24 protein-coding genes and 1 tRNA gene are annotated in these 26,042 nt (G+C 65.0%); 15 read left to right on the top strand and 10 right to left on the bottom strand.

The window, feature by feature from the left end:
- Positions 1-61: 61 nt before the first annotated feature.
- Positions 62-706, bottom strand: a complete 645-nt coding sequence (locus tag LI72_RS12205; RefSeq protein ID WP_331378448.1) for a PadR family transcriptional regulator — start codon at positions 704-706, stop codon at positions 62-64.
- A gap of 133 nt (positions 707-839) precedes the next feature.
- On the opposite strand from LI72_RS12205, the gene LI72_RS12200 reads away from it, so the two are divergent.
- The 5 genes from LI72_RS12200 to LI72_RS12180 all read left to right on the top strand — a co-directional run bounded on the left by LI72_RS12200 (position 840) and on the right by LI72_RS12180 (position 5,385).
- Positions 840-2,159 (top strand): replication-associated recombination protein A, encoded by a 1,320-nt coding sequence (locus tag LI72_RS12200; RefSeq protein ID WP_033926054.1) that lies wholly within the window; start codon positions 840-842, stop codon positions 2,157-2,159.
- Positions 2,140-3,516, top strand: a complete 1,377-nt coding sequence (locus tag LI72_RS12195; RefSeq protein ID WP_033926053.1) for a serine hydrolase domain-containing protein — start codon at positions 2,140-2,142, stop codon at positions 3,514-3,516. Before LI72_RS12200 ends, LI72_RS12195 begins: the two co-directional genes overlap by 20 nt.
- Positions 3,517-3,519: 3 nt before the next feature.
- On the top strand, positions 3,520-4,413 hold the full coding sequence (locus LI72_RS12190; protein WP_033926052.1) for a hypothetical protein: 894 nt from the start codon (positions 3,520-3,522) through the stop codon (positions 4,411-4,413).
- 32 nt (positions 4,414-4,445) lie between these two features.
- A tRNA-Thr gene (locus LI72_RS12185) sits at positions 4,446-4,521 on the top strand.
- A gap of 57 nt (positions 4,522-4,578) precedes the next feature.
- Positions 4,579-5,385, top strand: a complete 807-nt coding sequence (locus LI72_RS12180; RefSeq protein WP_033926051.1) for a hypothetical protein — start codon at positions 4,579-4,581, stop codon at positions 5,383-5,385.
- Here the strand turns inward: LI72_RS12180 and LI72_RS12175 are convergent, their stop codons facing one another.
- Complete coding sequence (locus LI72_RS12175; protein ID WP_033926050.1) at positions 5,386-5,964, bottom strand: superoxide dismutase family protein; 579 nt, start codon at positions 5,962-5,964, stop codon at positions 5,386-5,388.
- Positions 5,965-6,098: 134 nt separating this feature from the next.
- Here LI72_RS12175 and LI72_RS12170 point away from each other — a divergent pair, with 134 nt between their 5' ends.
- Positions 6,099-6,542 carry a PaaI family thioesterase gene (locus LI72_RS12170; protein ID WP_033926049.1) on the top strand — a complete coding sequence of 148 codons (444 nt, stop codon included), beginning with the start codon at positions 6,099-6,101 and terminating at the stop codon, positions 6,540-6,542.
- A gap of 15 nt (positions 6,543-6,557) precedes the next feature.
- Here LI72_RS12170 and LI72_RS12165 read toward each other — a convergent pair whose 3' ends face one another.
- Complete coding sequence (locus tag LI72_RS12165; protein WP_197051887.1) at positions 6,558-7,349, bottom strand: DUF1499 domain-containing protein; 792 nt, start codon at positions 7,347-7,349, stop codon at positions 6,558-6,560.
- A 157-nt stretch (positions 7,350-7,506) separates the two neighbouring features.
- On the opposite strand from LI72_RS12165, the gene LI72_RS12160 reads away from it, so the two are divergent.
- The 4 genes from LI72_RS12160 (at position 7,507) to LI72_RS12145 (ending at position 10,451) form a co-directional block, all read left to right on the top strand.
- Entirely contained in the window at positions 7,507-8,025 is a 519-nt protein-coding gene (locus tag LI72_RS12160; protein WP_033926047.1) for a GNAT family N-acetyltransferase, read from the top strand.
- 61 nt (positions 8,026-8,086) lie between these two features.
- The gene (locus tag LI72_RS12155) at positions 8,087-8,668 is read left to right on the top strand and encodes a DUF1285 domain-containing protein (protein ID WP_033926046.1); all 582 of its coding nucleotides are present in this window, start codon (positions 8,087-8,089) and stop codon (positions 8,666-8,668) included.
- Positions 8,665-9,255, top strand: coding sequence for a CoA pyrophosphatase (locus LI72_RS12150; RefSeq protein ID WP_033926045.1), 591 nt, complete (start codon positions 8,665-8,667; stop codon positions 9,253-9,255). The genes LI72_RS12155 and LI72_RS12150 overlap by 4 nt, the downstream gene beginning before the upstream one ends.
- Positions 9,252-10,451, top strand: coding sequence for a CCA tRNA nucleotidyltransferase (locus LI72_RS12145; protein WP_033926044.1), 1,200 nt, complete (start codon positions 9,252-9,254; stop codon positions 10,449-10,451). Before LI72_RS12150 ends, LI72_RS12145 begins: the two co-directional genes overlap by 4 nt.
- Here LI72_RS12145 and LI72_RS12140 read toward each other — a convergent pair whose 3' ends face one another.
- The gene (locus tag LI72_RS12140) at positions 10,452-12,104 is read right to left on the bottom strand and encodes a putative bifunctional diguanylate cyclase/phosphodiesterase (RefSeq protein ID WP_052129771.1); all 1,653 of its coding nucleotides are present in this window, start codon (positions 12,102-12,104) and stop codon (positions 10,452-10,454) included.
- 160 nt (positions 12,105-12,264) lie between these two features.
- On the bottom strand, positions 12,265-14,568 hold the full coding sequence (parC, locus tag LI72_RS12135) for a DNA topoisomerase IV subunit A (RefSeq protein WP_052129770.1): 2,304 nt from the start codon (positions 14,566-14,568) through the stop codon (positions 12,265-12,267).
- Between the two features lie 196 nt (positions 14,569-14,764).
- Here parC and LI72_RS12130 point away from each other — a divergent pair, with 196 nt between their 5' ends.
- The 3 genes from LI72_RS12130 to LI72_RS12120 all read left to right on the top strand — a co-directional run bounded on the left by LI72_RS12130 (position 14,765) and on the right by LI72_RS12120 (position 19,795).
- Positions 14,765-15,748 carry a bifunctional helix-turn-helix transcriptional regulator/GNAT family N-acetyltransferase gene (locus LI72_RS12130; RefSeq protein ID WP_033926042.1) on the top strand — a complete coding sequence of 328 codons (984 nt, stop codon included), beginning with the start codon at positions 14,765-14,767 and terminating at the stop codon, positions 15,746-15,748.
- 152 nt (positions 15,749-15,900) lie between these two features.
- Positions 15,901-16,680 carry a phosphoribosylaminoimidazolesuccinocarboxamide synthase gene (gene purC / locus LI72_RS12125; protein ID WP_033926041.1) on the top strand — a complete coding sequence of 260 codons (780 nt, stop codon included), beginning with the start codon at positions 15,901-15,903 and terminating at the stop codon, positions 16,678-16,680.
- Positions 16,681-16,852: 172 nt separating this feature from the next.
- On the top strand, positions 16,853-19,795 hold the full coding sequence (locus tag LI72_RS12120; RefSeq protein ID WP_052129769.1) for a M16 family metallopeptidase: 2,943 nt from the start codon (positions 16,853-16,855) through the stop codon (positions 19,793-19,795).
- Positions 19,796-19,810: 15 nt separating this feature from the next.
- On the opposite strand, the gene LI72_RS20325 is transcribed toward LI72_RS12120, so the two are convergent.
- Positions 19,811-19,960, bottom strand: a complete 150-nt coding sequence (locus LI72_RS20325) for a hypothetical protein (RefSeq protein ID WP_197051886.1) — start codon at positions 19,958-19,960, stop codon at positions 19,811-19,813.
- A gap of 176 nt (positions 19,961-20,136) precedes the next feature.
- Here LI72_RS20325 and purS point away from each other — a divergent pair, with 176 nt between their 5' ends.
- The gene (gene purS / locus LI72_RS12115) at positions 20,137-20,370 is read left to right on the top strand and encodes a phosphoribosylformylglycinamidine synthase subunit PurS (protein WP_033926040.1); all 234 of its coding nucleotides are present in this window, start codon (positions 20,137-20,139) and stop codon (positions 20,368-20,370) included.
- Positions 20,367-21,041, top strand: a complete 675-nt coding sequence (purQ, locus tag LI72_RS12110) for a phosphoribosylformylglycinamidine synthase subunit PurQ (protein WP_033926039.1) — start codon at positions 20,367-20,369, stop codon at positions 21,039-21,041. Before purS ends, purQ begins: the two co-directional genes overlap by 4 nt.
- 39 nt (positions 21,042-21,080) lie before the next feature.
- Here the strand turns inward: purQ and LI72_RS12105 are convergent, their stop codons facing one another.
- The 4 genes from LI72_RS12105 to glmS all read right to left on the bottom strand — a co-directional run bounded on the left by LI72_RS12105 (position 21,081) and on the right by glmS (position 26,040).
- The gene (locus tag LI72_RS12105; RefSeq protein ID WP_331378441.1) at positions 21,081-23,432 is read right to left on the bottom strand and encodes a putative bifunctional diguanylate cyclase/phosphodiesterase; all 2,352 of its coding nucleotides are present in this window, start codon (positions 23,430-23,432) and stop codon (positions 21,081-21,083) included.
- Positions 23,433-23,618: 186 nt separating this feature from the next.
- The gene (locus LI72_RS20320; RefSeq protein WP_197051885.1) at positions 23,619-23,774 is read right to left on the bottom strand and encodes a hypothetical protein; all 156 of its coding nucleotides are present in this window, start codon (positions 23,772-23,774) and stop codon (positions 23,619-23,621) included.
- A 37-nt stretch (positions 23,775-23,811) separates the two neighbouring features.
- The gene (locus tag LI72_RS12100; RefSeq protein ID WP_231562456.1) at positions 23,812-24,201 is read right to left on the bottom strand and encodes a GFA family protein; all 390 of its coding nucleotides are present in this window, start codon (positions 24,199-24,201) and stop codon (positions 23,812-23,814) included.
- A 15-nt stretch (positions 24,202-24,216) separates the two neighbouring features.
- Positions 24,217-26,040, bottom strand: coding sequence for a glutamine--fructose-6-phosphate transaminase (isomerizing) (gene glmS / locus LI72_RS12095; protein ID WP_033926038.1), 1,824 nt, complete (start codon positions 26,038-26,040; stop codon positions 24,217-24,219).
- Positions 26,041-26,042: the final 2 nt, after the last annotated feature.

Below are 26,042 nucleotides of genomic sequence, written 5' to 3'. Positions count from 1 at the left end.
CGGTGAGATCACCCCCACCCAACCCTCCCCCATCAAGGGGGAGGGCTTTTGATGGCATTCTTCAAAGCCGCTCGATCTTCTGTGCGGCTTCGTCGAGAATTTCCGCGACGCGGTGCTTGAACTCCGCATCGGTCTCGCCGCTGGCGAGGCGGTGGGCCATCGCAGCCATCAGATTGCCGACCGCACGGCCGATCTGCGGGCCGCCGGCGCGCTGTTCGCGCTCTTCGCCGGCTTCGGACAGACGCGCCAGCAGCGCATCCGCCTCGCCCCGCTTTTCGGTCAGTTCGGCCACGCCAGCATCAGTGATGCGGAAGGCCTTGCGCGCGCCTTCGGTTTCGACCGAGGCAATCAGGCCGGTGTCTTCCAGCAGGCTGAGCGTCGGATAGACCACGCCGGGGCTGGGGGCATAATCGCCGCCCGTCATTTCCTCGATCGCCTTGATCAGGTCATAACCGTGGCGCGGCTCCTTCTCGATCAGCGCCAGCAGCACGATGCGCAGCTCGCCGCTGTCGAACATCCGGCGCCGGCCGCGACCTCCTCGGCCGCCACCGCCGCCGCCGCGTCCACCGCGACCGCCATCGAAGCTCCAGTTGCCAAAGTCCCAGTCGCCGCCCCAGCCACGACCACCGCCCCGGCCAAAGCTCATGGCGATGAACGGATTGCCTTCGCCGCGCGGGCCACCGCCCATTTTGAAACGCATGCTCATATCGATTCTATCTCCTGTGTATCTCGATACACACAAGATATATCTTAGATAGAGTTTGACAAGGCTCCATTGTGCGATGGATGCATTTTTCATCCCCTTCCCCCGGCTTGCGCCAGCCGCTAGCGTGACGGCGATGAGCGACCTGTTCCAAACCTTGTCTCCCGATACCAGCCGTCACCAGCCCGCAGCCGATGCGCCGCTGGCCGATCGGCTGCGCCCGGCAAACCTGGGCGAGATCATCGGCCAGGACCATCTGACCGGACCCGATGGCGCGATCGGGCGGATGGTCGCTGCGGGCAAGCTATCCTCGATGATCCTGTGGGGGCCGCCCGGCACCGGCAAGACCAGCATGGCACAGTTGCTCGGCGAGGCAACGGGCATGCGTTTCGTGGCCATCTCGGCGGTGTTCTCGGGCGTAGCGGACCTCAAGAAAGCCTTTGCCGAGGCCGAGAAGATGGCGGGTGCCGGGCAACGCACCTTGTTGTTCGTGGACGAGATCCACCGCTTCAACCGCGCGCAGCAGGATGGCTTCTTGCCCTTTGTCGAGCGCGGCACGGTGGTGCTGGTGGGGGCTACGACCGAAAACCCCTCGTTCGAACTCAACGCAGCCTTGCTCAGCCGCAGCCAGGTGCTGATCCTGCGGCGGCTCGACGAGGCGGCGCTGGGGACGCTGATCGCGCGGGCAGAAACGCTGACCGGGCGAAGCTTGCCGCTGACCAACGATGCGCGCGCGGCGCTGATCGCATCGGCCGATGGCGATGGCCGCTTCCTGCTCAACCAGGTCGAGACCTTGCTGTCGGTGCGGATCGATGCGCCGCTCGATCCTGCGGGGCTCGCCGCGTTGCTGCACCGCCGGATGCCGGTCTATGACAAGGACCGCGAGGGGCATTACAACCTCATTTCCGCGCTGCACAAGGCGATGCGCGGGTCCGATCCGCAGGCTTCGCTCTATTATCTCGCGCGGATGCTGGTGGCGGGCGAAGAGCCGCTCTACGTGCTGCGCCGGATCACCCGCTTTGCCAGCGAAGACATCGGCATGGCCGACCCGCAGGCCTTGGTGCAGTGCCTTGCCGCCAAGGATGCCTACGCGTTTCTCGGCTCCCCCGAGGGCGAGCTGGCGATCGTGCAGGCCTGCCTCTATTGCGCCACCGCGCCCAAATCGAACGCCGCCTATGCCGCGCAGAAAGCCGCGTGGAAAAGTGCCCGCGCTACAGGGTCGCTGATGCCGCCGTCCAACATTCTCAACGCGCCGACCAAGCTGATGAAGGACATCGGCTATGGCAAGGGCTATGCCTATGATCACGATCAGGCAGAGGGCTTTTCGGGCGCGAACTACTGGCCCGAAGACATGGACCCGCAGCGTTTCTACCAACCGGTCGAACGCGGATATGAAGCGCGCATCGCCGAACGCATGCGCACATGGGAGAAGATGCGTGAAGACAATCGCCGTTAGTCTTGCCCTCGCGCTGGCGCTGGCGGCGCCCGCCATGGCCCAGCCGACCACGCCGGCGCCCGCAGAACCCTCCCGCATGGATCGCGCGGAGGCGGCCGGCTACAAGGCGCAGTTCGTGTGTTCGGGGCTGTGGAACGGCAACAAGACACTCGCCGATATCGAGGCGGATGAGCTCACCGGAATCTATGCGCATATCGCGCCGATCGTGCCGACGCTGAAGGCCGAGATCGACGAGGCCGCGCATCAGGTCAGCGTCACCTTTGCCGATGACATGCCGCCGCGCATCGCCCGGCACAATCCGGTGACGGGATGCACATCGATGCCGATCGGCTGGACCAATGACGGCCGCCGCCTGCCTGCCGAAACGCTGGAACGCGCGCAGCCCGGCAGTGCCGATTCCCTCGCCTGGCCTAAGGGCGATGCCGATGCCAGCGACCCGCGGATCATGATGATCACCCCGTTCGACCAGCTGGTGGAAAGCGCGTTCGATGCAAAGGCGTTCGGCGGCAAGACCAGCGGCGTGGTGATCGTCCACAAGGGCCGGATCGTGCAGGAGCGCTACAAGCCCGGCCACGACATGCACACCGCGCAGCGCACCTGGTCGGTCGCCAAGTCGATGGCGGGAACCTACGTGGGGTTCGTCCGGCAGAAGGGCTTTGCCATCCCCGACACCCCGGTGCGCGAATGGACTGTCGATGGCGATCCGCGCAAGGCAATCACGGTCGATCACCTGCTGCGCATGGGCAGCGGCCTCGTCAGCGACACGGCCGGCAACCGCACCGATGCGGTGTACATGGCGGCTGGCGACGTGCGGCAATGGACCACGCTTTGGCCGATGCTCCACCAGCCCGGCAGCAGCTTTCGCTATGCCAACAACGACATCCTGCTGGCGACGCTCGCCGCGCGCGATGCCGCGCCCGATCTGCACCCCCACCAGATGTTCGATGCCCTGGGCATGACCCGCACCTGGGCGGAGACCGACTGGCAGGGCAATTACATTCTTTCCAGCCAGGTCTGGACCACCGCGCGCGACATGGCGCGAATGGGCCTGCTGTATCTCAATGACGGCCTGTGGGACGGCAAGCGCGTGCTGCCCGAAGGCTGGCGCGACTATGTCACGCGGCCAAGCGGTCCGCAGCCTGCGGGCAATCCGTTCGGCTATGGCGCCAGCTTCTGGCTGATGAACAAGAGCGAGGGCGTGCCGTCCGATGCCTTTGCCGCGCTGGGCAATCGCGGCCAGCACCTCGTCATCATCCCCAGCCGCGATCTGGTGATCGTGCGGCGCGGCTATGACACCGGCGCGGATCCGTTCGATATCGCAAAATTCACCGCCGAGGTGCTGAAGCAGATCCGCTGACCCATGCGCCAGTTTGCCCATTATGCCTGTTTCGACTGGTCGGGTCAGGCGGTCGCGCGGCCCAAGGGGCTGGCGCTGGCAACCATCGCCGCCGCTGCAGATGCGCAGCCGGTGCTGCTGCGCCCGCACGGTGGCTGGTCGCGCGCCGAGGCGCTGGACTGGCTGCTCGCGCATGCCGATGCCGGGACCGACATGCTGATCGGCATGGACCTGTCGCCATCCTTCCCGTTTGTCGACGCGGGCGGCTATTTTCCCGGCTGGGACGAAAGCCCGGCCGATGCGCGCGCGCTGTGGGCGATGGTGGATGCGCTGTGCGCCAGCGATGATCATCTGAGCGCGGCGAGCTTCGTTGGCCATGACCAGGCACGGCGCTATTTTCGCCACGGCAAGGGCGATACCGGCGACCGCTTCGGGCTGGCAGGCACCGGGCGGCTGCGCGCGGTGGAGCAGCAGCAGCGGATCACCGGGCAGGCCAACAGCGCCAGTTGCTTCAACCTTGTGGGCGCAGCGCAGGTCGGCAAGTCGAGCCTCACGGGCATGCGGGTGCTCCACCGGCTTGCCGGGCGCATTCCGGTCTGGCCGTTCGACCCGGTGCCCGACCGCGGCCCGGTGATCGTCGAAATCTACACCACCATTGCCGCTCGCGCCGCTGGACGCGGGCTGTCGCGGAGCAAGGTGCGCGATGCCGAGGGGCTGCATGCGGCGCTGACGCAGCTGGGCAGCCTGCCACCCGCGCCGCTGATGGCGCATGACGATCACAGCACCGATGCGCTGATCACGGCAGCCTGGCTGCGCGATGCCGCGCGCGATGAGGCGCTCTGGCACAGCTTCTGGAACCCGCAAGCGCTCGATGACGCCATCCGCGTCACTGAAGGCTGGACCTTTGGCGTCAAATAGAGCATTGGACGCGGCGCAAATGCGCCTGAAGCGCCGCTTTAGCTCAGCTGGTAGAGCAACCGCCTTGTAAGCGGTAGGTCGTTGGTTCGAATCCGACAAGCGGCACCATTCGGGCATAATCAGGGGCTGGGGGGCCGCAACCGCACGAGAGCTAGCCTGCCGCTGATGGATACTGCCCCGACCGAACCCCTTTCCGAAGAACCAGAGGCACGTGGCCGGGCGATGACCTGGCTGCGATCGCGGCTGGGTGAGCGCGCGGGCGGGGTGCTGTTTGCGCTGCTCGCAGAGCTGTTGTTCGTGCTGGCACTGCTGTCGCTGTCGATCGCGCCGCCCGGGGAAAAGCCGCAAGAAGAGCTGATGACGGTGTTCGGCGTCAGCCCAGACCCCTCCGAGGAAAAGACCGAGGAGGAAAGCCCCAAGCCCGCCGAAAATGCCGCGCAGTCGCCGCAGCCGACCGAAGAGACCGAAAGCCCGGTCGAGACGCCGAGCCCGGTGGTCACCCCGCAGGTCTCGCCCACGCCGCCGCCGATCATTCCGATGCCCTCACCGCAGGCCGCGCCCGCAGCGCCGCCGGCTGCGCCCAAGGCGCGCGCGGTCATCAAGCCCGGGCAGGTCTATGGTCCGGCAGACAAGGGCGTGCCGGGCGACAGCGAAAGGGTGGGTTCAGGCCCCAATGGCGAGCCGCTGTATGCTGCAGCCTGGTACCGCGAACCTTATGAGGACGAGCTGTCAGGCTATCTGTCGACGGCGCGTGGCCCCGGATCGGCGCTGATCGCCTGCCGCACGGTGCCCGATTTCCGCGTCGAGGATTGCGTTCAGCTGGGCGAAAATCCGCAAGGCTCCGGGATTGCGCGGGCCGTGCTGGCGGCGGCGTGGCAGTTCAGGGTCCGCCCGCCACGGGTCGGCGGCGTCTCCAAGGTCGGCGAATGGGTGCGCATCCGCATCGACTATCAGCAACGCCGCCAGCCGTGATCAACCGCGGGTAAAGACGCCGCAGGCCATCCGGTCGCCGCTGTCTCCTGAGGGATCGGTCATCTGGTCATCAACCTTGGCGTGGATGACCAGCGCCGCGCCATCCGCATCCATCATCTCGCCGATCTGTGCCTCGCGGATGACATAATCCAGCTTGCCGGTGCCATCGCTCGCCACGGTCAGATTGGGCATGTCGCCATGGTGCTGGCCCTGCGGATTGCTCAGCCCGTGCTTTGCTCCTGTGGGGTTCCAGTGCCCGCCAGCGCTCTCGAACTTCGGGCCTTCGCATTTGCCGGTCATGTGGACATGGATGCCATGCTCCCCCGCACTCATCGCGGTGGCGCTGACAGCAATGGCGATCCCGTCCTCGCGTTCGGTGGCGGTGACCGTGCCGGCATCCTTGCCATCGGCGGTCTTCAGCGTCGCGGTCGCGGTCATCGGCGGCATGTCGGCCGCAGGCGCTTGGGCGGTCTGTGCCTCGGGCGCGGCGCTGCTGTCCTGCGGATCGTTGCCGCACCCCGCCAGAAGCGTGGCTCCTGCCAGCATGGTCGCGCCGAGGAAAGTCTGGATGGGGGTCATGGCAAAGCTCCTGTGTCTGTCTCCCAATTACCGGGCAAGGCCGTGAGGGTTCCGCCCGCGGCCCCAAAGTCGTTTGACATTCAGCATGGTTGCCGGTTGGCTGCGATGATCGATCACTGACCCTGTGGAGCACCATGACCCTTATCGAAGCCGCGTCGGCACCATCCGATCTCAACCAGTCGCTAGGATTTGTGCGCATCGTCGAACTTGATCCGCAAGGCCGCGCGACCATCGAATATCAGGCGGGGATGCACATGTGCCATTCGGGCGGCGTGGTTCAGGGCGGGTTCGTGAGCGGATGGATCGATGCGGCGATGGCGCATGCCGCGATGGCGATGACCGGGCCTGATGTCGTGCCGATGTCGCTGGAGCTGAAGGTCAGCTTCTTTGCCCCGGCCCGCCCTGGCCTGGTGCTGGCCAAGGCCTGGGTCGAACGGCGCGGGCGCAGCACCTGCTTTTTCGAAGGACAGCTGCTCGACGCTGCAGGCAAGGTGCTGGCCAAGGCGAGTTCGACGCTGATGCTCGCCGAACGCAGCCGGATCGAACAGGCGTCGAGCGCCGCCCTGCAGCAGGGGTAGAGACTTCGCGCGCCGTCAGCCCTTGGGCGCTGCGGCCTGCAGGTCCTTGAGGAAATTGCGGATGCGGTTGGCGTTGACGCCGAGATCGCTGCGCCCGACGCGCGACACCGATCGCACATCGACCTCGCTGGTCAGGCCACCGGGACCCGGCTGGATGCGAATGACGACATCATCCTGAAAGCGGAACAGCGACACGGTATCCACCGCCTCGACGCGCCCCTCTTCGGGCTTGGCGAGCGCGACCTTCCAGCCGCGTTCGCGTGCCAGCTTCTCCGCCAGGGTCACCGCCTGATCGACCGGCATCTTGAGCGTCACGGTCTTGAGATCGCCATAGGCTTCGCGGTGCAGCACCTTCCAGCGCTCCATCGCGTCCATCCCCGCATATTTCGGCTCGCCGCGGCCCGGGATGTCGGCAAAGTCGTCCGGGCGCAGCTTGAGAACCTGGAACTGGGGCGGATTGTCGAGATTGGTGGTGATGTCGTGGATCTGCGGCACGCCCATCGCGATGTTGACCCAATAGCCGATGAAGCCCAGATAGGCGACCGAGCAGATCAGGCCCATCAGCGTGAGATCGCGGATGCGGGTGCCCTTCTTGCGATACAGCAGCAGCACGATGAGCGAGAAGACGAGCCCCAGCAGCGCGACCACGACCGCAGCGGTAACCACGCTCAGCCCGGTCAGCTTGCCCCACCAATCCTGCCCCGCACCGATCGCGCCGGCGAGCGCCATCACGATGGCTCCGGCGCCCAGAAGCAGGCACAACCGCGCCAGCCAGATTGATCCATGCGGTTTTGCGGTCGCGTCCATGCTCATCCCCTGTTGCCATTAAGACACATAGGAAAGCCGCGCGCTTTTGGCAAACCTTTGTCGATCCGCTCTCCGGGTGGTGCGAATTGCGCTCGACTTGTCGGGGCCAGCCCCCTAATTGCGCGGGCTTCCGTTGCCTCATGAGCCGTCTGGACCGATGACCGAATTTAACATTATCCCGCTGGATCAGGTGGATAAAGCCTGGGTTGACCAATTGCTCGATCAGGTGTTCGGGCCCGATCGCGCCAGCCGCACCATCTATCGGGTGCGGGAGGGGCTCGATCCGCTACCCGCGCTCAGCTTTGCGGCGCTCGACGACCAGGATTATCTGGTCGGATCGATCCAATGCTGGCCGGTGGCGCTGACCGATCCCGATGGCCTTGCCTATCCGATGATTCTGGTGGGGCCGGTGGGCGTCGCGCCCGATCATCAGGATCAGGGTATCGGCCGGGCGCTGATGGCATCGGTGTTCGGCGCGCTGGGCGTGGGCGAAAAGCTGCCGCTCGTGCTGCTGGGAGATCCCGAATATTACGGCACGCGCTTCGGCTTCTCGGCGGATCGCACCGGCGGCTGGACGTTACCGGGGCCCTACGAGCAGCACCGCCTGCTGGCATTGGTGCGGCCCGATCTGCCGATCCCGGAACGCGGGATGCTGGGCCCTTGGCGGATGATCTGATCGGCAAAAGCGCGGCATCGCCCTTTGCATCACCGGCGCTGCGTGCTTATCTGGCAGACTGATGCCTTATGACCCTCCCCCCGAGATGCAGAACCTCTCGCTCGCCGATATTGCGGCGCTCGTCGCTGCGCGCAAACTGCCGCCGGTCGAACAGTGGAGCCCCGCCGCCGAGAACGACAGCCATATGCGCATCGCCGCCGATGGCCGCTGGTATCACCAGGGCGGGCTGATTTCCCGCCCCGCGATGGTCCGGCTGTTCGCAAGCGTTCTGCGCCGCGAGGACGACGGGCGGTTCGCGCTGGTGACGCCGTTCGAAAAGCAGTGGATCGAGGTCGAGGACGCCCCGCTGCTGGCGGTGGAGCTCAAGTCGGAAGGGCAAGGCCAGGACCGCAGGCTCGCCTTCCGTCTCAACACCGACGAGCTGGTGGTGGCAGGGCCGGACAAGGCGTTCACCATGCGCGGCACGGCAGACGAGCCCCGCCCCTATCTGGGCCTGTGGCGCGGGCTTGAAGCGCGGATCGAGCGCGCAGTCTATTATGACCTTGTGGAGCTTGCGCTGGCTGAGGCTGATGATGCAACGGCGGGTCTGTCGATCTGGAGCGACGGGGCCTGTTTCCGCCTCGACCGGATCGATGGCCAATGAGCCTGTTTGACCGGCTGTCCGATGCCCTGGCGGCGAGCGAAGGCATGCCGGGCGAGGACGAGGCGCACATTCCACCCGATCGGGGGCTGCACATTCCTGCTGCGGTGCTGATCGCGGTGACCGATCGTCCGCAGCCCGGTGTCATCCTGACCCAGCGACCCGATTATCTGCGCAGCCACCCCGGCCAGATCGCCTTTCCAGGCGGCAAGATCGACCCCGACGACGCCAGCCCGGTGGCAGCGGCGCTGCGCGAGGCGGACGAGGAACTGGGGCTGTCGCCGCATCATGTGCGCGTCATCGGATCGGCCGATGTCTATCGCAGCGGCAGCGGCTTTGCGATCACGCCAGTGCTGGGCGTCATCCCGCCGGATCTGAGCTATTCGCCCAATCCCGGCGAGGTCGCCGACTGGTTCGAGGTTCCGCTCGCTTTCGTGCTCGATCGCGACAACCATGTCCACCACAGCACGATGTGGAAAGACACCGAGCGCCGCTATATCGAGATCCTATGGGGTCAGCGCCGCATCTGGGGCGTGACCGCCGGTATCATAGCCAATCTGTCGCGGCGGCTGGAAGGGGTGATGGCATGACCCGAATCACCGCTGCATGGACCGCGCGCGAGGATCTGGCAGCGATGCTGGCCGCGCTCAACGCCGATGGCGACCATTGCCGCTATGTCGGCGGCGCGGTGCGCGATGCCCGGCTGGGGATCGAGGCGACGGATATCGATATCGCCACCCGGCTGCCCCCCGAAGAGGTGATCGCGCGGCTGGAGGCGGCGGACATCCGCGCTGTCCCCACCGGCCTCGCGCACGGTACAGTGACCGCGGTGCTGCCGATGGGGCCGGTCGAAATCACCACCCTGCGCCGCGATGTCGCCACCGATGGGCGCCATGCCGAGGTCGCCTTTACCGACGACTGGCGCGAGGACGCGGCGCGGCGCGATTTCACCATCAATGCGCTGTTCGCCGACCCTGCCACGCTCGAGGTCACCGATTATTTCGGCGGGCTCGCTGATCTGGATTCCCGGCTGGTGCGGTTCATCGGCGATGCCGGCGAGCGCATCCTGGAAGATCATTTGCGCATCCTGCGCTATTTCCGCTTTCACGCGCGCTTTGGCGGCCAGGCCGATCCGCAGGCGCTGGCAGCGTGCACCACGCATGCCGATCGGCTGAAGGCCTTGTCACGCGAACGGATCGCGCGCGAACTGCTGCTGCTGCTGGGCAGCGCCGACCCCCTGCCTGCAGCCCGATTGATAGCCGATTGCGGCATCTGGCAGGTGATCCTGCCCGAGATGGCACCCGATGGTCTGGCGCAGCTGGCGACGTTGCTGGCGCGCGAGGCACGCGTGGCGGCCAGGCCCGAGCCCATGCTGCGGCTCGCGGCGCTGCTGCCAGCCGATCCGCAACTGGCCGATACGGTCGCGGCACGGCTTCGGCTCTCGAAGGCACAGCGGCTGGCCATCGGGCGGTTTGCGACGCCCTGGCCCGCTGAGGGCACCGCGCGGCAGATCGCAGCGCAGGTCCAGCCGGTGGAGAGCGTCTCCCCGTGGTTGCTGCTGCGCGCGCCCGATCCGTCGCTGGAGGCGGGCTGGCGGGCCCTGCAGGGCTGGACCGCACCCGAATTTCCGCTGGGTGGCCGCGACATTCTGGCGATGGGAATTCACGCAGGCCCGGCCGTGGCGAAGACGCTGGGCGAAATCCGGCGGCGCTGGATCGCCGAGGATTTTCCGCAGATCGACCGGCTGCGCGAGATCGCAGGTGAGGTGGCGCGATCCGCGGACTGATCAGCCCATGCGGTTGATCATGAAATCATAGGCCAGGTTGGCGGGCACCGGCGGAGAATAGAAATAGCCCTGGCCATACGAGCAGCCCAGGGCCGCCAGCGTATGCGCGATCTCCTGCGTTTCGATGCCTTCTGCTGTCGTTTCCATGCCCAGCGCGCTCGCCAGCGACAGGATCGCGCGGACGATGGCCACCTTGTCGCGTTCCTGCAGCATGTGCGTCACGAAGCTGCGGTCGATCTTGAGCACGTCGATCGGCAATTGCTGCAGATAGGCTAGGTTCGAATAGCCGGTACCGAAATCGTCCATCGCCAGCGATACATCGAGCGCGCGCAGCGCATGCATCACCTTGGCGGCGCGCGCAGGATCGCTGACCACCACCGATTCGGTCAGCTCCAGCATGATCCGCTCCGGCCTGGTCTTGTTGGCGCGCAGGATCCCTGAGACCATGTTGGGAATGTCGTCGCGCGCGAACTGGGCGGCAGACACGTTGACGCTGATCTTGAGCGGCAGCTGCTCGCCCGCCTTGGCATCCCATTCGTTCAGCACCTGGCAGGCGCGTTCGAGCGCCCAGCGTCCCAGCGGGAGGATCAGGCCGCATTCCTCTGCCACGGGGATGAATTCCACGGGCGAGATCATGCCGTAATCGGGGTCCTTCCACCGCGCGAGCGCCTCGAACCCGGTGACGAAGCCGTTGCTCATGTCGATCAGCGGCTGAAAATACAGCTCCAGCCGGTCGAGCTCGATGGCCTTGCGCAATTCGGTTTCCAGCGTGAAGCGGCGGCGCGCCTTGTCGAGCTCCTCGGGGGTGTAGATTTCCGCCTGACGCGTGCGCTTGGCGCGCTTGAGCGCGATCTGCGACTGGCGGATGTAATTGGCGCAATCGGTCTGGCCCGGCTTGCTGAGCGCTATGCCGATCGCGCCATCGATCTGGATTTCAAGATCGGACAGGCGGTAGGGCTGGACGAAGATGTCGCGGATGCGATTGGTGATTCGCGTCAGCTCGCGCGGGGTCGTTCCGCGCAGCGGCACGAACAGCGCGAACTCGTTGCCACCGATCCGCGCCACCAGATCGGTCTTGCGCATCCGGCCCATCAGACGCCGCGCCACGGTGATGATCAATTCATCCCCGACGATGCTGCCAGCGCATTCGTTGATCTGGCTGAACCGCGCGATATCGATGGTGATGATCGCAAACGCCCCCATCGTCGAGCGGCCATCGGCGGGATGGTCGGCCAGCCGCCGTTCGACCTCGTCCTCGAAGCCGGCGCGGTTGGGCAGCCCGGTCAGGCTGTCGCGCATGGTTTCGCGGCGGAAGCTGTCGTGCGTCTCGATCTCGCTGGTGCGGTCGAGCAGGCTGACCAGGAAATGCGGCCATTCCATGCCGCGCAGGTCCATCCGCGCCACGGTCACATCGTAGCGCCGCGCCTTGACCGGGTCGTTCGACATCCACGGGCGGACCGCATGGCCGCTGTCGTTGCGGTGCGCGATCGACACCAGGTCGGCGAGCAGTTGCGCATCCAGCCCGGCGGGCAGCCCGGGCGCGAGGCCGCGCTGGTCGAAGGCGGGGTTGGTCACCACGATCTCCAGATCGTCTCCCGCCCGCAGAACCACCGCTGCCGGGATCGGCAACGGGTCCAGTGCGGCCGTGATCAACGGGTGCGCCCGAGGGGCCACCAGCCCACCGGGCTTGTCCGGGGCGCTTCTTGGGCGCGCTTTGAAAGGTGGTGTCGGGCTGACCATGGTTACTGTGACCTAGCCAGCAAAATGTAAATTTAACTTAAATCCGAAGCAAAACATTCTGCATGGTTTTGCTTTAGCCTTCGAATTTGTTGTTCCGCGGGAAACCATTGGGAGGCAGGCGACCGGCGGCACCGCGCGCCACGCGCCACAGCCCCATGTCCCTTTCGGTGCGCGTACGCCCGCTTTCGCCGCCCATCGTCCAGCTCAGACCGTCTTCCAGGCGGAAGGTGATCGCATCGGACAGCGCCCCGTCGCGATAGCGCTGCAGCTGCACCCCCTGCCCGCGCGCCATCACCGGAAGCTCGGCGATCGGGAAGACCACCAGCTTGCGATTCTCGCCCACCACCGCGACATGGTCGGCGCTGGCCGGGACCAGACGGATCACCATCAGCTTGACGCCTGCCTTCAGGTTGACGACCTGGCGGCCCTTGCGAGTCTCGGCGATCAGCTCGCGCGTTTCGGCGAGGAATCCCCGGCCGTTCGAGGCGGCAAGCAGCAGCTTGCCCGCCGGATCATAGGGCATCAACGCGATGATCTGGGCCTCGTTCTCCATGTCGAGCATGCCGCGAACCGGCTCGCCAAAACCGCGCGCGCCGGGCAGCTTTTCCGCACCCAAAGTATAGAAGCGGCCGTTGTCGAGCGCGATCAGCAGCTTGTCGGTCGATTGGGCGTGGAAGGCAAAGCCGGGGCCGTCGCCTTCCTTGAACTTGCTGAGCTCGGCGGCCGCCAGATCGGCATGGCCCTTCATCGCCTTGATCCAGCCGCGCCGCGACATGATCACCGTCACCGGTTCGCGTTCGATCATCGCCTCGAGCGGGATCTCGCGCGCTGGCGCGGCTTCCTGCAGATCGGTGCGGCGACGACCGAGCACTGTCGTCTCCGAATACAGCGCGCGCAGCGCCTTCAGATCCTTTTTCAGCCGCTTTTTTTGCAGGCCCGGATCGGCCAGCAGCTTTTCCAACTCCTCGGCTTCCTTGACCAAGGCATCATGCTCGCGCCGCAGCTCCATCTCTTCGAGCTTGCGCAACGAGCGCAGCCGCATGTTGAGGATGGCTTCGGCCTGGCGGTCGGTCAGCTCGAATTCGGCCATCATCACCGGCTTGGGCTCGTCCTTGGTCCGGATGATCTCGATCACCCGGTCGAGGTTGAGATAGGCGATGATATAGCCGCGCAGCAGCTCGAGCCGCGCCGCGATCTTGTCGAGGCGGTGGCGGCTGCGATTGGTGAGGATGAGTATCTGGTGCCGCAGCCAGGATTCGAGCAGCGGCTTGATGCCCATGACCCCGGGGGTACGCGTCTCGTCGAGAACGTTGAGGTTGAGCGGGAAGCGGATTTCCAGATCGGTCAGCCGGTACAGGCTGTCCTTCAGGATTTCGGGATCGACATTGCGGCTCTTGGGCTCGAGCACGATGCGGATCGTCTCATCCGATTCGTCGCGGATGTCAGCGAGGATGGGCAGCTTCTTCTCGGCGATGAGCGTCGCGATCTGCTCAATCAGCTTGCCCTTCTGGACCTGATACGGAATTTCGCTGAGCACCAGCTGCCAGGTACCGCCGGGCAGCTTCTCGATGCCGGTCTGCTCCCAGTTGCCCTCGGCATCCCTGCCGGTCGAATAGCGCGCGCGCAGCCGGAACGCGCCGCGTCCGGTGCGATAGGCCTGCGAAATCGTCTCGGCACTGTCGACCAGCAGACCGCCGGTCGCAAAGTCGGGGCCGCGGAATACCTCCATGATCTGCTCGTGGCTGGTATCGGGCCGATCGATCAGCAGCATCGCCGCATCGATCACCTCGGCGACATTGTGCGACGGAATCGACGTCGCCATGCCCACCGCGATGCCGCTGGCGCCATTGGCGAGCAGGTTCGGAAACAGCCCGGGGAATATCTCGGGCTCTTCTTCCTCGCCATTATAGGTCGGCTTGAACGCGACCGTGCCCTCGTCGAGCCCCGCCATCAGCTCGATCGCGGTGCGCGTCAGCCGTGCTTCGGTATAGCGATAGGCCGCTGCGTTATCGCCATCGACATTGCCGAAATTGCCCTGCCCGTCGACAAGAGGATAGCGCAGCACGAAATCCTGCGCGAGGCGGACCATCGCATCATAGACCGAAGCATCGCCGTGCGGGTGATACTTGCCGATGACGTCGCCGACGACGCGCGCGCTCTTCTTGTAGCTGCTGGCAGGGTCGAGCTTGAGCTGGCGCATTGCCCACAGCAGGCGGCGGTGAACGGGTTTCAGGCCATCGCGCAGATCGGGCAGCGAACGCGCGGTGATGGTGGAAAGCGCGTAGACGAGATAGCGATCCGACAACGCGCGGTCGAACGAGGTATTCTCGATTTCAGGAATGTCGTCGCCAGACCCGGCGCTCGCGTCTTTAGCCATAGATCAGCCGCGTAGCAGCGCGGATGCGGCAAGGCGAGAGGCTTTGCCCGGTTTTCTGGTGGAAAACCCCCGTCCCACCGAGGCAAACCGCCCAAAAGATGAGCCAGCGTCTGCAAAAACCCCATGCCGCTGGTTTACACCACAGCCCCAAATTTATATAACGCGGTATATATCGCGTTATATATAGAGGGTTGCCATGACGGATGATGTGTTGCGCGCGCTGGGTCCCGTGTTTCTGGGAAGCCGCCTCAAGCGCCTGGGCGAGCGGATGCAGGCGGGAGCTGCCCGCGTCATTTCGGGTGCTGGCCTCCCTGTCCAGCCGGTCCATATGCCCCTGCTTGCCGCGCTCGACGCGCAGCCCATGTCGATCAACGCGTTGGCTTCGGCGATTGGCATCAGCCAGCCAGGAGTCACAAGGGCGGTCGCCCAGCTCGTCGATCTGGGGCTGGTCCAATCAGCACAATGCCAAGACCAGCGTCAGCGCATGATATCGCTGTCCGATACCGGCAGGGCCGCCGCGGCGCGCGCCAAGCTGCTGGTGTGGCCCAAAGTCGAACAGGCGGTGCATGCGCTGTGCGATGGCCATACCGATGCTCTGCTGGACATGATCGCAGCAATCGAGACGGCGCTTGCCGTGTCACCGCTCGACGAGCGCGCCGCGCTGGCACAGCCTGATGTGCTGCAAATCCATGAATTCAGCGATGATCTGGCCGGCGCGTTCCATGACATCAATGCCGCCTGGATTGAATCGATGTTCCATCTCGAAGACACCGACAGGGAGGTTCTCAGCAATCCGCGCAAGCATATCATCGACCCAGGCGGGACCATCCTGTTCGTCGAGGCCAAAGGTCTGGGCATCGTCGGCGCCTGCGCACTCCAGAAGACCGGCGAGACTAGCTTTGAACTCACCAAGATGGGCGTGCTGAGCGCTGCACGCGGATTGAAAGCTGGGGAATTTCTGCTCGATGCCATCCTCCAGCGGGCGTCCGCGCTGGGAGCCAGTCCGCTTTACCTGCTGACAAGCAAGCGATGCGAAGCTGCAATCCACCTCTATTCCAAGGCAGGTTTCCGCCACGATGCCGAGATCATGGCGCTTTATGGTGTGCGCTACGCCCGATGCGATGTGGCCATGCGATTTGCGCCAGACGCTCCGAGCCCTCAACAGCCTAGCACGGCTTAGAAGTTGACCCCAAATGGGGCATCATGCCGTGAACGCCTCAGACAATTGCGTGGCGGCACCCAAGCGGCTATAGGGGCGCTGAATGACGCCCCGGCACTGCGCGCATTGGTTGCCGCACCGGGGCGTCCTGCTTTCTATCGGAGATACGTGCCATGACCCGCCGCCGCCAGATTTACGAAGGCAAGGCCAAGATCCTGTATGAAGGACCTGAGCCGGGCACGCTGATCCAGTATTTCAAGGATGATGCCACCGCATTCAATGCCCAGAAGAAGGGCACGATCAACGGCAAGGGCGTGATCAACAACCGCATCAGTGAATATGTGTTCACCCGCCTGTCGCACATCGGCATCCCGACGCACTTCATCCGCCGCCTGAACATGCGCGAGCAGCTGATCCGCCAGGTCGAGATCGTGCCGATCGAGGTCGTCGTGCGCAATGTCGCGGCCGGATCGATCTGCACCCGGCTGGGCCTGGAAGAAGGCCAGCCGCTGCCGCACACCCTGATCGAATATTGCTACAAGGACGATGCGCTGGGCGATCCTCTGGTCGCCGAAGAGCATATCGCCTGCTTCGGCTGGGCGACGCAGGAAGAGATGCAGGACATCTCGTCGATGGCGATCCGCATCAACGATTTCATGTGCGGCATGTTTGCGGCGATCGGCATCCGCCTGATCGACTTCAAGCTCGAGTTCGGCCGCCAGTTCGACGGTGATTTCTCGCGGATCATCCTGGCCGACGAGATCAGCCCCGATGGCTGCCGCCTGTGGGATCTGGAAACCGGCGAGAAGCTCGACAAGGACCGGTTCCGCCGCGATCTGGGCGGTGAGGTCGAGGCCTATCAGGAGGTCGCACGGCGTCTGGGGCTGCTCAACGAAGGTGGCGACAACGAGGTGCTCGATCTCGACAGCCACCGTCGCCGCAAGGGCAAGTAACCGCCGTTCGGGCGGCTGATCGCTTTACGTTTCCGTCATCTTGCGTGGGATCACTGCGCATGCAACATTTTCGCCACACACCAATAACAAGTGGGCGGAGATGGATCGAAGCGGACGGCATCCCGTATGGACAGCAAATTGGGCGCTGGCAGGATTTGCCGCTGCCGCCCTTATGCTGGCCCCCGCCCCGCTGGCTGCCCAGAGCGCTCCGGCCGACCCCGCGACCACCAGTTCCAACGACACGCCAGCCATCGTCCGCGACGACGCTGCGATCGCGGCCGCCTGGGGCTATGCCGCAACCGATCTGGCCCCCGACCCTGCCGTCCGCTTTGGCGTGCTGCCCAATGGCATGCGCTATGCCATCCGCAAGAACGCAACGCCGCCGGGCACCGCGGTCATGCGGCTGCTGATCAATGTCGGATCGACCTCCGAAGCGGAGGACGAGCGCGGCCTGGCGCATTTCATCGAGCATATGGCCTTCAACGGGACGACCAACGTCCCCGAAGGCGAGATGATCAAGATTCTCGAGCGGCTGGGGCTGGAATTCGGCGCGGATACCAACGCGTTCACCAGCTATGACCAGACCGGCTATCTGCTCGATTTGCCCAATGTGAAGGCAGAGACGGTCGATACCGCGCTCTACCTGCTGCGCGAGACCGCGAGCGAAATCCGCTTCGAGCCGGAGGCGATCGACCGCGAGCGCGGCGTGATCCTGTCGGAGCTGCGCACCCGCGCGAATTATGCGCAGCGCAACCGCGAATCGCTGTTTTCCTTCACGGTGCCCGGTACGCGGATCGCCACGCGCTCGCCGATCGGCGACAAGAGCGTCATCGAGACCGCCCCGGCCGATCGTTTCCGCAGCTTCTATGAGCGCTATTACACGCCGGGGCGTAGCACCCTGGTCGTCGTCGGCGATATCGACGTTGCCGAGATGGAAACCAAGATCCTGGCGAGCTTTGGCAACTGGCAGGCCAGGCAGGGCGAATCACCCGAGGTGCCGCTTGGCCGGATCGACACTGCGCGTACCGACGAGGCCAACATCTTTGCGCATCCCGCCATCGACGAGGTGGCCACGGTGCTGCGCTTTACCCCCTATGTCGAGGAGCCCGACAGCAAGGCCACGCGACGTGCCAAGCTGACCCGCGCGCTGGCTTATAACATCATCGGGCGCAGGCTGGGGCGGATCGCCCGGCAGGAAAACGCGCCGTTTGTCGGCGCGTCGATCGGTCGATCGGATGTCTACAAAATCGCCAACCAGTCGGTGCTGAACGTCGCCACGCGCGATGGCGAATGGCAGCGCGGCCTGGCCGCGGCCGAGCGCGAGGTGCGCGCGGCGCTGCGCTTTGGCTTCACCAAGGCAGAGCTCGCCGAACAGCTCGCCAATTTCACCACCGGCTATGAAAACGCGGTGCTGGGCCACCAGACCCGGCCCAACGACCAGCTCGCCGACCAGCTGCTGGCGATGGCCAAGGACGGCATGATCGTCACCACGCCCGAAAGCCAGCTCGAACGCTTCCTTGCGCTGCGCGACACGTTGACGCCGAAGGTCCTGCTCAAGGCATTGCGCGAGGACTTCGGCACGCTCGACAAGCCGCTGATCCACCTTGCCACCAAGGTCGATCCGACCGGCGGCGTCGATACGGTGCGCACCGCCTTTGGCGAGGCGCAGAAAACCAGGGTCGCCAAGCCCAAGGCGCGCGATGCGCAGGCCTTTGCCTATCAGGACTTCGGCGCTCCGGGCACGGTGGTGGCAGACAGCACGATCGACGATCTGGGCATCCGCACCGTGCGCTTTGCCAACAATGTCAGGCTGAACCTCAAGAAAACCGATTTCGACAAGAACCGGGTGCTGGTCTCGCTGCGCATCGATGGCGGCGACCTGCTCGCCTCGCGCGACAATCCCGAAGCCACCAGCCTGATGAACATCTTCGTGCGCGGCGGGCTGGAAGCGCACAGCCTCGATGATCTCTATTCGATCTTCGCAGGCCGCGCGGTGTCGCTCAATTTCGGATCGGGCGAGGATTATCTCGGCGGCTATCTCGCCACCACGCCCGACGACCTGTCGCTTCAGATGCAGGTGCTGACCGCCTTCACCACCCACCCGGGCTATCGCAGCGAGGCGATCAACCAGTACCGCAGCTATCTGCCCAATTTCTATGCGCGGCTGAACGCGACCCCCGAGGGCGCGATCGGCAGCCAGATCGGCGCAATCCTCTCCGACAACGACCCGCGCTTCTCGCTGGCCGACAAGGCGGTGTTCGAACGGCTGACCTTCGACGACCTCAAGGCATCCATCGGCGACCGACTGGAAAAGGGTGCGATCGAGATCGGGCTGGTCGGCGATTTCAACGAGGAAGAAGCGATTGCCGCGGTTGCCGCGACCTTTGGCGCCCTGCCCGAGCGCGAGGCGGACTTCCGCGACTATGGCGATGCACGGATGCGCCAGTTCACCGCCAACCGGGCCCCGCGCATTCTGCACCACAAGGGCGAAGCCGATCAGGCGATCGTGGAATTCTACTGGCCGACCACCGACGACCGCGATTACCGCGAGGACGTGCGGCTGCGGCTGCTGGCCGAACTGCTGCAGATCAAGGTGACCGACCAGATCCGCGAACAGCTGGGCGCCAGCTATTCGCCGGTCGCCCGGTCGTTCACCTCGTCGATCTATCCCGGCTATGGCTATATCCAGATCAGCACCAATGTCGCGACCGGCGATGTCGAGAAGGTCGCCGAGGCCGTGCGCCATATCGCCGCAGAACTCTCCGCGCCGCCGCCGATAGCGGGCGCAACCCCCATCCCCTCGCCGATCGCCGCCGATGAGCTGGCCCGCGCCCGCACACCGATCCTGGAAAACATTGCCAACAGCGTGAAGAGCAATTCGGCATGGCTGGCGGTGGTCGATACCGCACAGAGCAAGCCCGCACGGCTCGACCGCTTCCGCAGCGGGGGAACGGCGTTCGGCAAGGTCAGCGCCGAGGAGCTGCTGACCATGGCGCGCACCTATCTGGCCCCCGAACGGGCACTGCTGGTGCAGGCGCTGTACGAGGGCGTCGAAACCGGGACCGCGCTCGCTGCGCGCCCGTCCTCGGTCGCCGCCAACGCCGCGCCGCGCTGAGGTTTGGCCGCGCGCCTATCCGCGCGTTCGATAGCCGCTGATGATGCCGAAGATGAACGCCATGAACAGCGCAAGCTGCACATTGCCCTTGGGGTCGCTCCACCCCAGCATCTCGTGGCCGAAGCCGAACAATCCAATGAACATTGCCAGTGCAAGGCCTGCCATATGTTTTCCACCCCCTTGATCGAGAAAGGCTATGCGACAAGCATTTACGGCACTTTGTTAAGGGAGGTTAACGCGGCAGCCCCTGCGCGCGAACCAAACTCGCCGCAAGCACCCCCTTGCCCCGCCGCTGGCGCACGGTATAGGGCAGGCCATTCATTCTGCCAGGAGGACGCCCGATGAAGGCCCGCATTCACGTGACCCTGAAAGACGGCGTGCTCGATCCGCAGGGCCGTGCCATCCACCACGCGCTGGAAGGCCTGGGCTTTGGCGGCGTCGAAGACGTCCGCGCCGGCCGGCTGATCGAGCTGACCTTGGCCGACGACACCAGCGACGAGGATATCGACGCGATGTGCCGCAAGCTGCTCGCCAACATGGTGATCGAGAACTATCGCATCGAGCGCGTCGCATGAAATCGGCAGTCATCACCTTTCCCGGTTCGAATTGCGACCGCGACCTGGCGGTGGCGATCGAACGGGTGACCGGCCATGCGCCGATCCGGCTGTGGCATGGCGAGCAGAGCCTGCCCGAGGGGCTCGACCTGATCGGCGTGCCCGGCGGCTTTTCCTATGGCGACTATCTGCGCTCGGGCGCGATGGCGGCCCGTTCGCCGGTGGTCGGCGCGGTGATAGCAGCCGCCGAACGCGGCGTGGCGGTGCTGGGCATCTGCAACGGCTTCCAGATCCTGACCGAAGCCGGGCTGCTGCCGGGGGCGCTGATGCGCAACGCCGGCATCCGCTTCGTCTGCCAGACCGTCGAGCTTACCGTGGAGAACACGTCGAGCCGGTTCACCCGCGGTTATGCGCAGGGCGAGACGATCCGCATTCCGGTGGCGCATCATGACGGCAACTATTTCGCCGATGCCGCGACGCTCGACCGGATCGAGGGCGAAGGCCAGGTCGCGTTCCGCTACAATCAGGACATCAACGGATCGGCGCGCAACATCGCCGGCGTACTCAACGCCAAGGGCAATGTGCTGGGCATGATGCCGCACCCCGAACGGATGGTCGAGCCGCAGCATGGCGGCACCGATGGCGCGCGGCTGTTCGAGGCGCTGGCCGCATCGGTGCTCGAACGCGCCTGACCTGACCGATCGGTCGATCAGGCCCGTGCCGGGTGCCGATTAGCCGTAGCTGGCCGAGGGGTGATCGATGAAAAGCTCGCCGACATCGTGCGCGGACATCGGGCGTCCGTAGAAATAGCCCTGGATCTTCTTGCAGCCCAGCTCGCGCAGAACCTTCACTTCATGCTCGGTTTCGGCGCCTTCCGCGGTGGTGGACATGCCCAGGCTGTCCGCCATGGCGACCACGGCGCGGATGATCGCGATGCTTTCCTGCGCGCCGCGGGCTGCACCCTGCACGAAACTGCGGTCGACCTTGATGGTGGTGAAACGGGTCTTGCTGAGATAGCCCAGCGCCGAATAGCCGGTGCCAAAGTCGTCGAGCGACAGGCCAACGCCCAGCGCAAGGATGCGATCCAGCGTCTCTCCGGCCCGCGATCCTTCACGCAGGAACACGCTTTCGGTGACCTCCAGCTCCAGCCGCTGCGGCGGCAGACCAGCCTCGGACAGTGCCTCGACTACGGTGTCGACGAAATCGGGCTCGTAAAGCTGTTCTGCTGAAACATTGACCGCAACGCGGACATTGGCGGGCCAAGTGACCGCCTCGCGGCAGGCGCGGTGCAGCACCCAGTTGCCGATCGGCACCACCAGCCGCGCATCTTCTGCCAGCGGGATGAACCGCGCAGGGGAGACCTGGCCGAATTCGGGATTGTGCCAGCGCAGCAGCGCTTCGAAGGCCACCAGAGATTCGCTTGCTGCATCGACGACCGGCTGGAAGGCAAGCGTGAACTCGTCCTTTTCCAGCGCCTTGCGCAGCGCGATTTCCATCACCCGGCGCTCTTCGGCGTGGCTGTGCAACTGCGGCTCGTACAGGTTGTGGCGACCGCCGCCCTCATCCTTGGAGCGATAGAGCGCCAGATCCGCGCTGCGCATCAGTGTTTCGACGGTGCGCCCGTCGCGCAGGCCATGCGCGGAGCCGACGCTGGCGCCGATGAACAGCGTGTGCTGGTCGACTTCATAGGGCCGCGAGAGCACATCGATGATCCGCTCGGCGACATCCTTGATCCGCTGACCATCGCCGGTGTCGCGCATCACCACGGCAAATTCGTCACCGCCCAGGCGGCCGCACATCTCGTCCTTGCCCATCAGCGAGCGCAGACGCAGCGAAACCTGCGCGAGCAGCCGGTCGCCGACCAGATGGCCCAGAGTGTCGTTGACCGACTTGAACCGGTCGAGGTCGATCATCAGGAAACCGCAGCGGCAGTTCCACTGTTCGCATTCCTTGAGCGCCCGATCGAGCGCCTCGGTCAGCTGCAGGCGGTTGGGCAGCCCGGTCAGCGTATCGAACCGCGCCAGGCGCGCGATCTTCTCGGCGCTTTCGCGGCTTTCGGTGACATCGGATCCGACACCGCGAAATCCGGTGAAGGTGCCGTTGTCGTCATAGCGCGGTGAGGCCGACAGTTCCCACCAATAGGTCTTGTCCTCGCCATGTACCTTGACGACGAGGTTCGAAAAGCTCTCGCGCTTGGTCAGCTTGTCGGAAAGGATGTGCAGGCTGGGCGGCAGGTTGCCCGATTCCCACAGCTTGCCTGCGATCAGCTGCGTGAGCGGCATGCCTTCGATCGCGCTGGCCTCGCGGCCGGCGGCATAGGCAAAGCGCGGGCTGGCCGCGACGATCCGGCGAGAGGCATCGATCTGCCACAGCCAGTCGGCATCGCCTTCCTCGAATTCGCGCAGCAGCAGGCTGACGACCTCGTCCTTCTCGGCAAGGCCGTGCTCGGACAGCTTGAACATCAGATAGCCGCGGGCATTCTCGAAGCCGGAAAGCGCGAGCAGGATCGAAAAGCAGGTGATCGCACCCACGGTCACCATGTTGCCGGTCTGCCAATAGGCAACGACCGAGGCCGACATGAGCACCAGGTTGAAGAGGAAGGCCCCCAAAGGCAGGGCATTGAGCAGCAAGGTGCCGCCCACCACCAGCGCGGCCAGAATGGTCCAGATCGTGGCCAGTTCCAGATCGCCCGCAAGCGGCGCGAACACCAATATCGGGATGCACCAGACAAACGCGATCAGGCTGGTCGCCGCGACCAGCTGCAGCACGAACCGCCGCGCAACATGATCATGATTGACCATGCCGCTTTGCCGATAGACGATCGTGGGGAAATACAGCGCCGCGCCCAGCATCGCCATCCATCCGGCGAGCTGCCACAACGGAACATAGCCGCTGAACAGCTGACACGCCATCAGACCCAGCACCAGATTGGTGACGACGCGCAGGTTCGAATAGCGGGCCAGCCCGGTATACTGGATCGCGCGGAAATGGTCCCAATCGCCCTGCGCAGGGTCGCGCAGGCCAAGAATGGCCATGACCGGCAGATCGCGTGCGGTGGATGGGCTGTGTTTGGTCTTGCTCACCCGGGCGGCATAACCAAACAAAGTTAGCGAACGGTAACCGCTGCGCCCGCCGTCTTGCTGCAGGATGGGTTAAATGATGTGGGGATATGGTTTCCGGAGTAGCCACCTTGCCTGCAGCCGGCAAATCTGCGGGCTGCAGGCGATGGCGAACCGGCCGTGCCACCGGTTGTCCGGTGGCGCTTGAAATCAGATAACGGCCAGCATGATGACGGCGCTGCTGACGAAGGCAGCGGCCAGATTGAATGCAATACGCATGACGAACTCCTGCAAAACAGATGGAATTGGCCGTGCAGACATCCTGCTCTCTGAACAGGCAAATAGGTCATAACTGCTGACGTACAAGTGCAATTGTTTTCCATGCACTTGTGTTTTTTGCATGCTACTCGTCGTCGATGAGGCTCGCTCTGGCGGCTTCCCAATTGCGGCCGTCAAACGCTTCCACCTCGGCAGACAGGCCGTGACTGTCGTCGAGGCAGCGGAAATCCACCGACCAGGCTTCAGGGTGCGAGCGTGGCTGATAGAAGCTGCGGATACCGCATGTCTTGCAGAACAGATGTTCGGCCGCGCCGGTCCCGAAGCGATAGCTGGACAGCATGCCCTGCCCCTGCAGCAGCCGGAAATCGCCATGCGGCACGATCAGATGCAGGAATCCGGTCTTGGCGCACATCGAACAGTTGCATGCCAGCAGCCGCACCTGCGGCGCGACATCGGCTTCGAACCGCACCGCCCCGCAGTGGCACCCGCCGGATACCATGATCGCTCGATCCATCATCGCCACTCCAGCTTATTCGACGGTGACGGATTTGGCGAGGTTCCGGGGCTGATCGACATCGGTGCCCTTGGCGACCGCGACGTGATAGGCCAGCAGTTGCACCGGCACGGCATAGACGAGCGGCGCGATCAGCGGGTGCACCTTGGGCATCTCGATCGTCGCCAAGCACCCCTCTCCCGCCTCGGCCAGACCTTCGGCGTCGGAGATCAGCACCACCTTGCCGCCCCGCGCGCGCACCTCCTGCATGTTGCTCACCGTCTTTTCGAACAGCGGGCCCGAAGGCGCGATCACGATGATCGGCACCGCCTCGTCGATCAGCGCGATCGGACCGTGCTTCATCTCGCCTGCGGCATAGCCTTCGGCGTGGATATAGCTGATTTCCTTGAGCTTCAGCGCGCCTTCCAGCGCCAGCGCATAGTCCGGCCCGCGGCCGAGATAGAGCACGTCGCGCGCTTGCGCGATCGTGTGCGCCATTGCCTCGATCTCGGCATCATGGCCCAGCGCCTCGTTGATCGCCGCCGGGGCCTCAATCAGATGGCGGACGATCTCGGCTTCCTCTGCCTTGTCCAGCCGGCCCTTGGCACGCGCGAGATTGACCGCAAGCGCCGCCATCACCGCCAGCTGGCAAGTGAATGCCTTGGTCGAGGCCACGCCGATCTCGGGCCCGGCATGCGTCGGCAACAGCAGATCGACCTCGCGCGCCATCGAACTGGTGGGCACGTTGATGATCCCGGCGGTGGTCACCCCGCCCGCCTTCATGTGCCGCAGCGCCGCCAGCGTATCGGCGGTCTCGCCCGATTGGGACACCACGACCCCCAGCATGCCGGGCGTCAGGACCGGATCGCGGTAGCGGTATTCGGATGCCACATCGACCTCGACCGGCACGCGCGCCAGCTGCTCGATCCAGTATTTGCCGATCATGCCGACATAGGATGCGGTGCCACAGGCGATGATCGTCACCCGGTCGATCGCCGAAAGTTCAAAATCCATCTGTGGCAATGCGACCTGCTGCTCGACCGAGCGAATATAGCTTTGCAGCGTCTGCGCCACGACCACGGGTTGCTCGAAGATTTCCTTCTGCATGAAGTGGCGGTGGTTGCCCTTGTCGATCAGCGCGCCGGTGACACCCGAGAGGGTCACCTCGCGTTCGACCGGTGCATTGTCGGCATCATAGACCTGCGCGCCATCACGCGTGAGCACCACCCAGTCGCCCTCTTCCAGATAGGCGATGCGCTGGGTCAGCGGCGCGAGCGCCAGCGCGTCCGACCCCAGATAGGTCTCGCCGTCGCCATAGCCCAGCACCAGCGGTGAACCCAGCCGCGCGCCGATCAGCAGATCGGGATGCTGGCGGAACGCGATGGCGAGCGCAAACGCGCCGCGCAGCTGCGGCAGCACGGCCTTCACGGCCTCCTCCGGGCTGTCGCCCGCCTCGATCCGCTCGCTCAAAAGGTGCGCGACGACCTCCGAGTCGGTTTCGCTCTCGAACCTGCGGCCGCGCGCAATCAGCGCATCGCGCAAGGATTTGAAGTTCTCGATGATGCCATTGTGCACCAGCGCAACCTCGCCTGTCGCATGCGGATGCGCGTTCGATGTGGTCGGTGCGCCATGGGTCGCCCAGCGGGTGTGCGCGATGCCGACATGACCGGGTGCAGGGTCCCTGGCGAGCACATCGACCAGGTTGCGCAGCTTGCCCTCGGCGCGGCGACGCACCAGCTGCCCTTCGTGCACGGTGCAGACGCCAGCCGAATCATAGCCGCGATATTCCATCCGCTTCAGGCCATCGACCAGATCGTCCACGACATCGCGCCGGGCGAGAATTCCAACGATACCACACATAG

It is taken from the genome of Sphingomonas sp. 35-24ZXX, assembly GCF_000786215.1.
Lineage (GTDB): Bacteria > Pseudomonadota > Alphaproteobacteria > Sphingomonadales > Sphingomonadaceae > Blastomonas.
The sequence above is the reverse complement of the archived record's forward strand: the minus strand, read 5'-3'. Positions and strand labels throughout refer to the sequence as shown.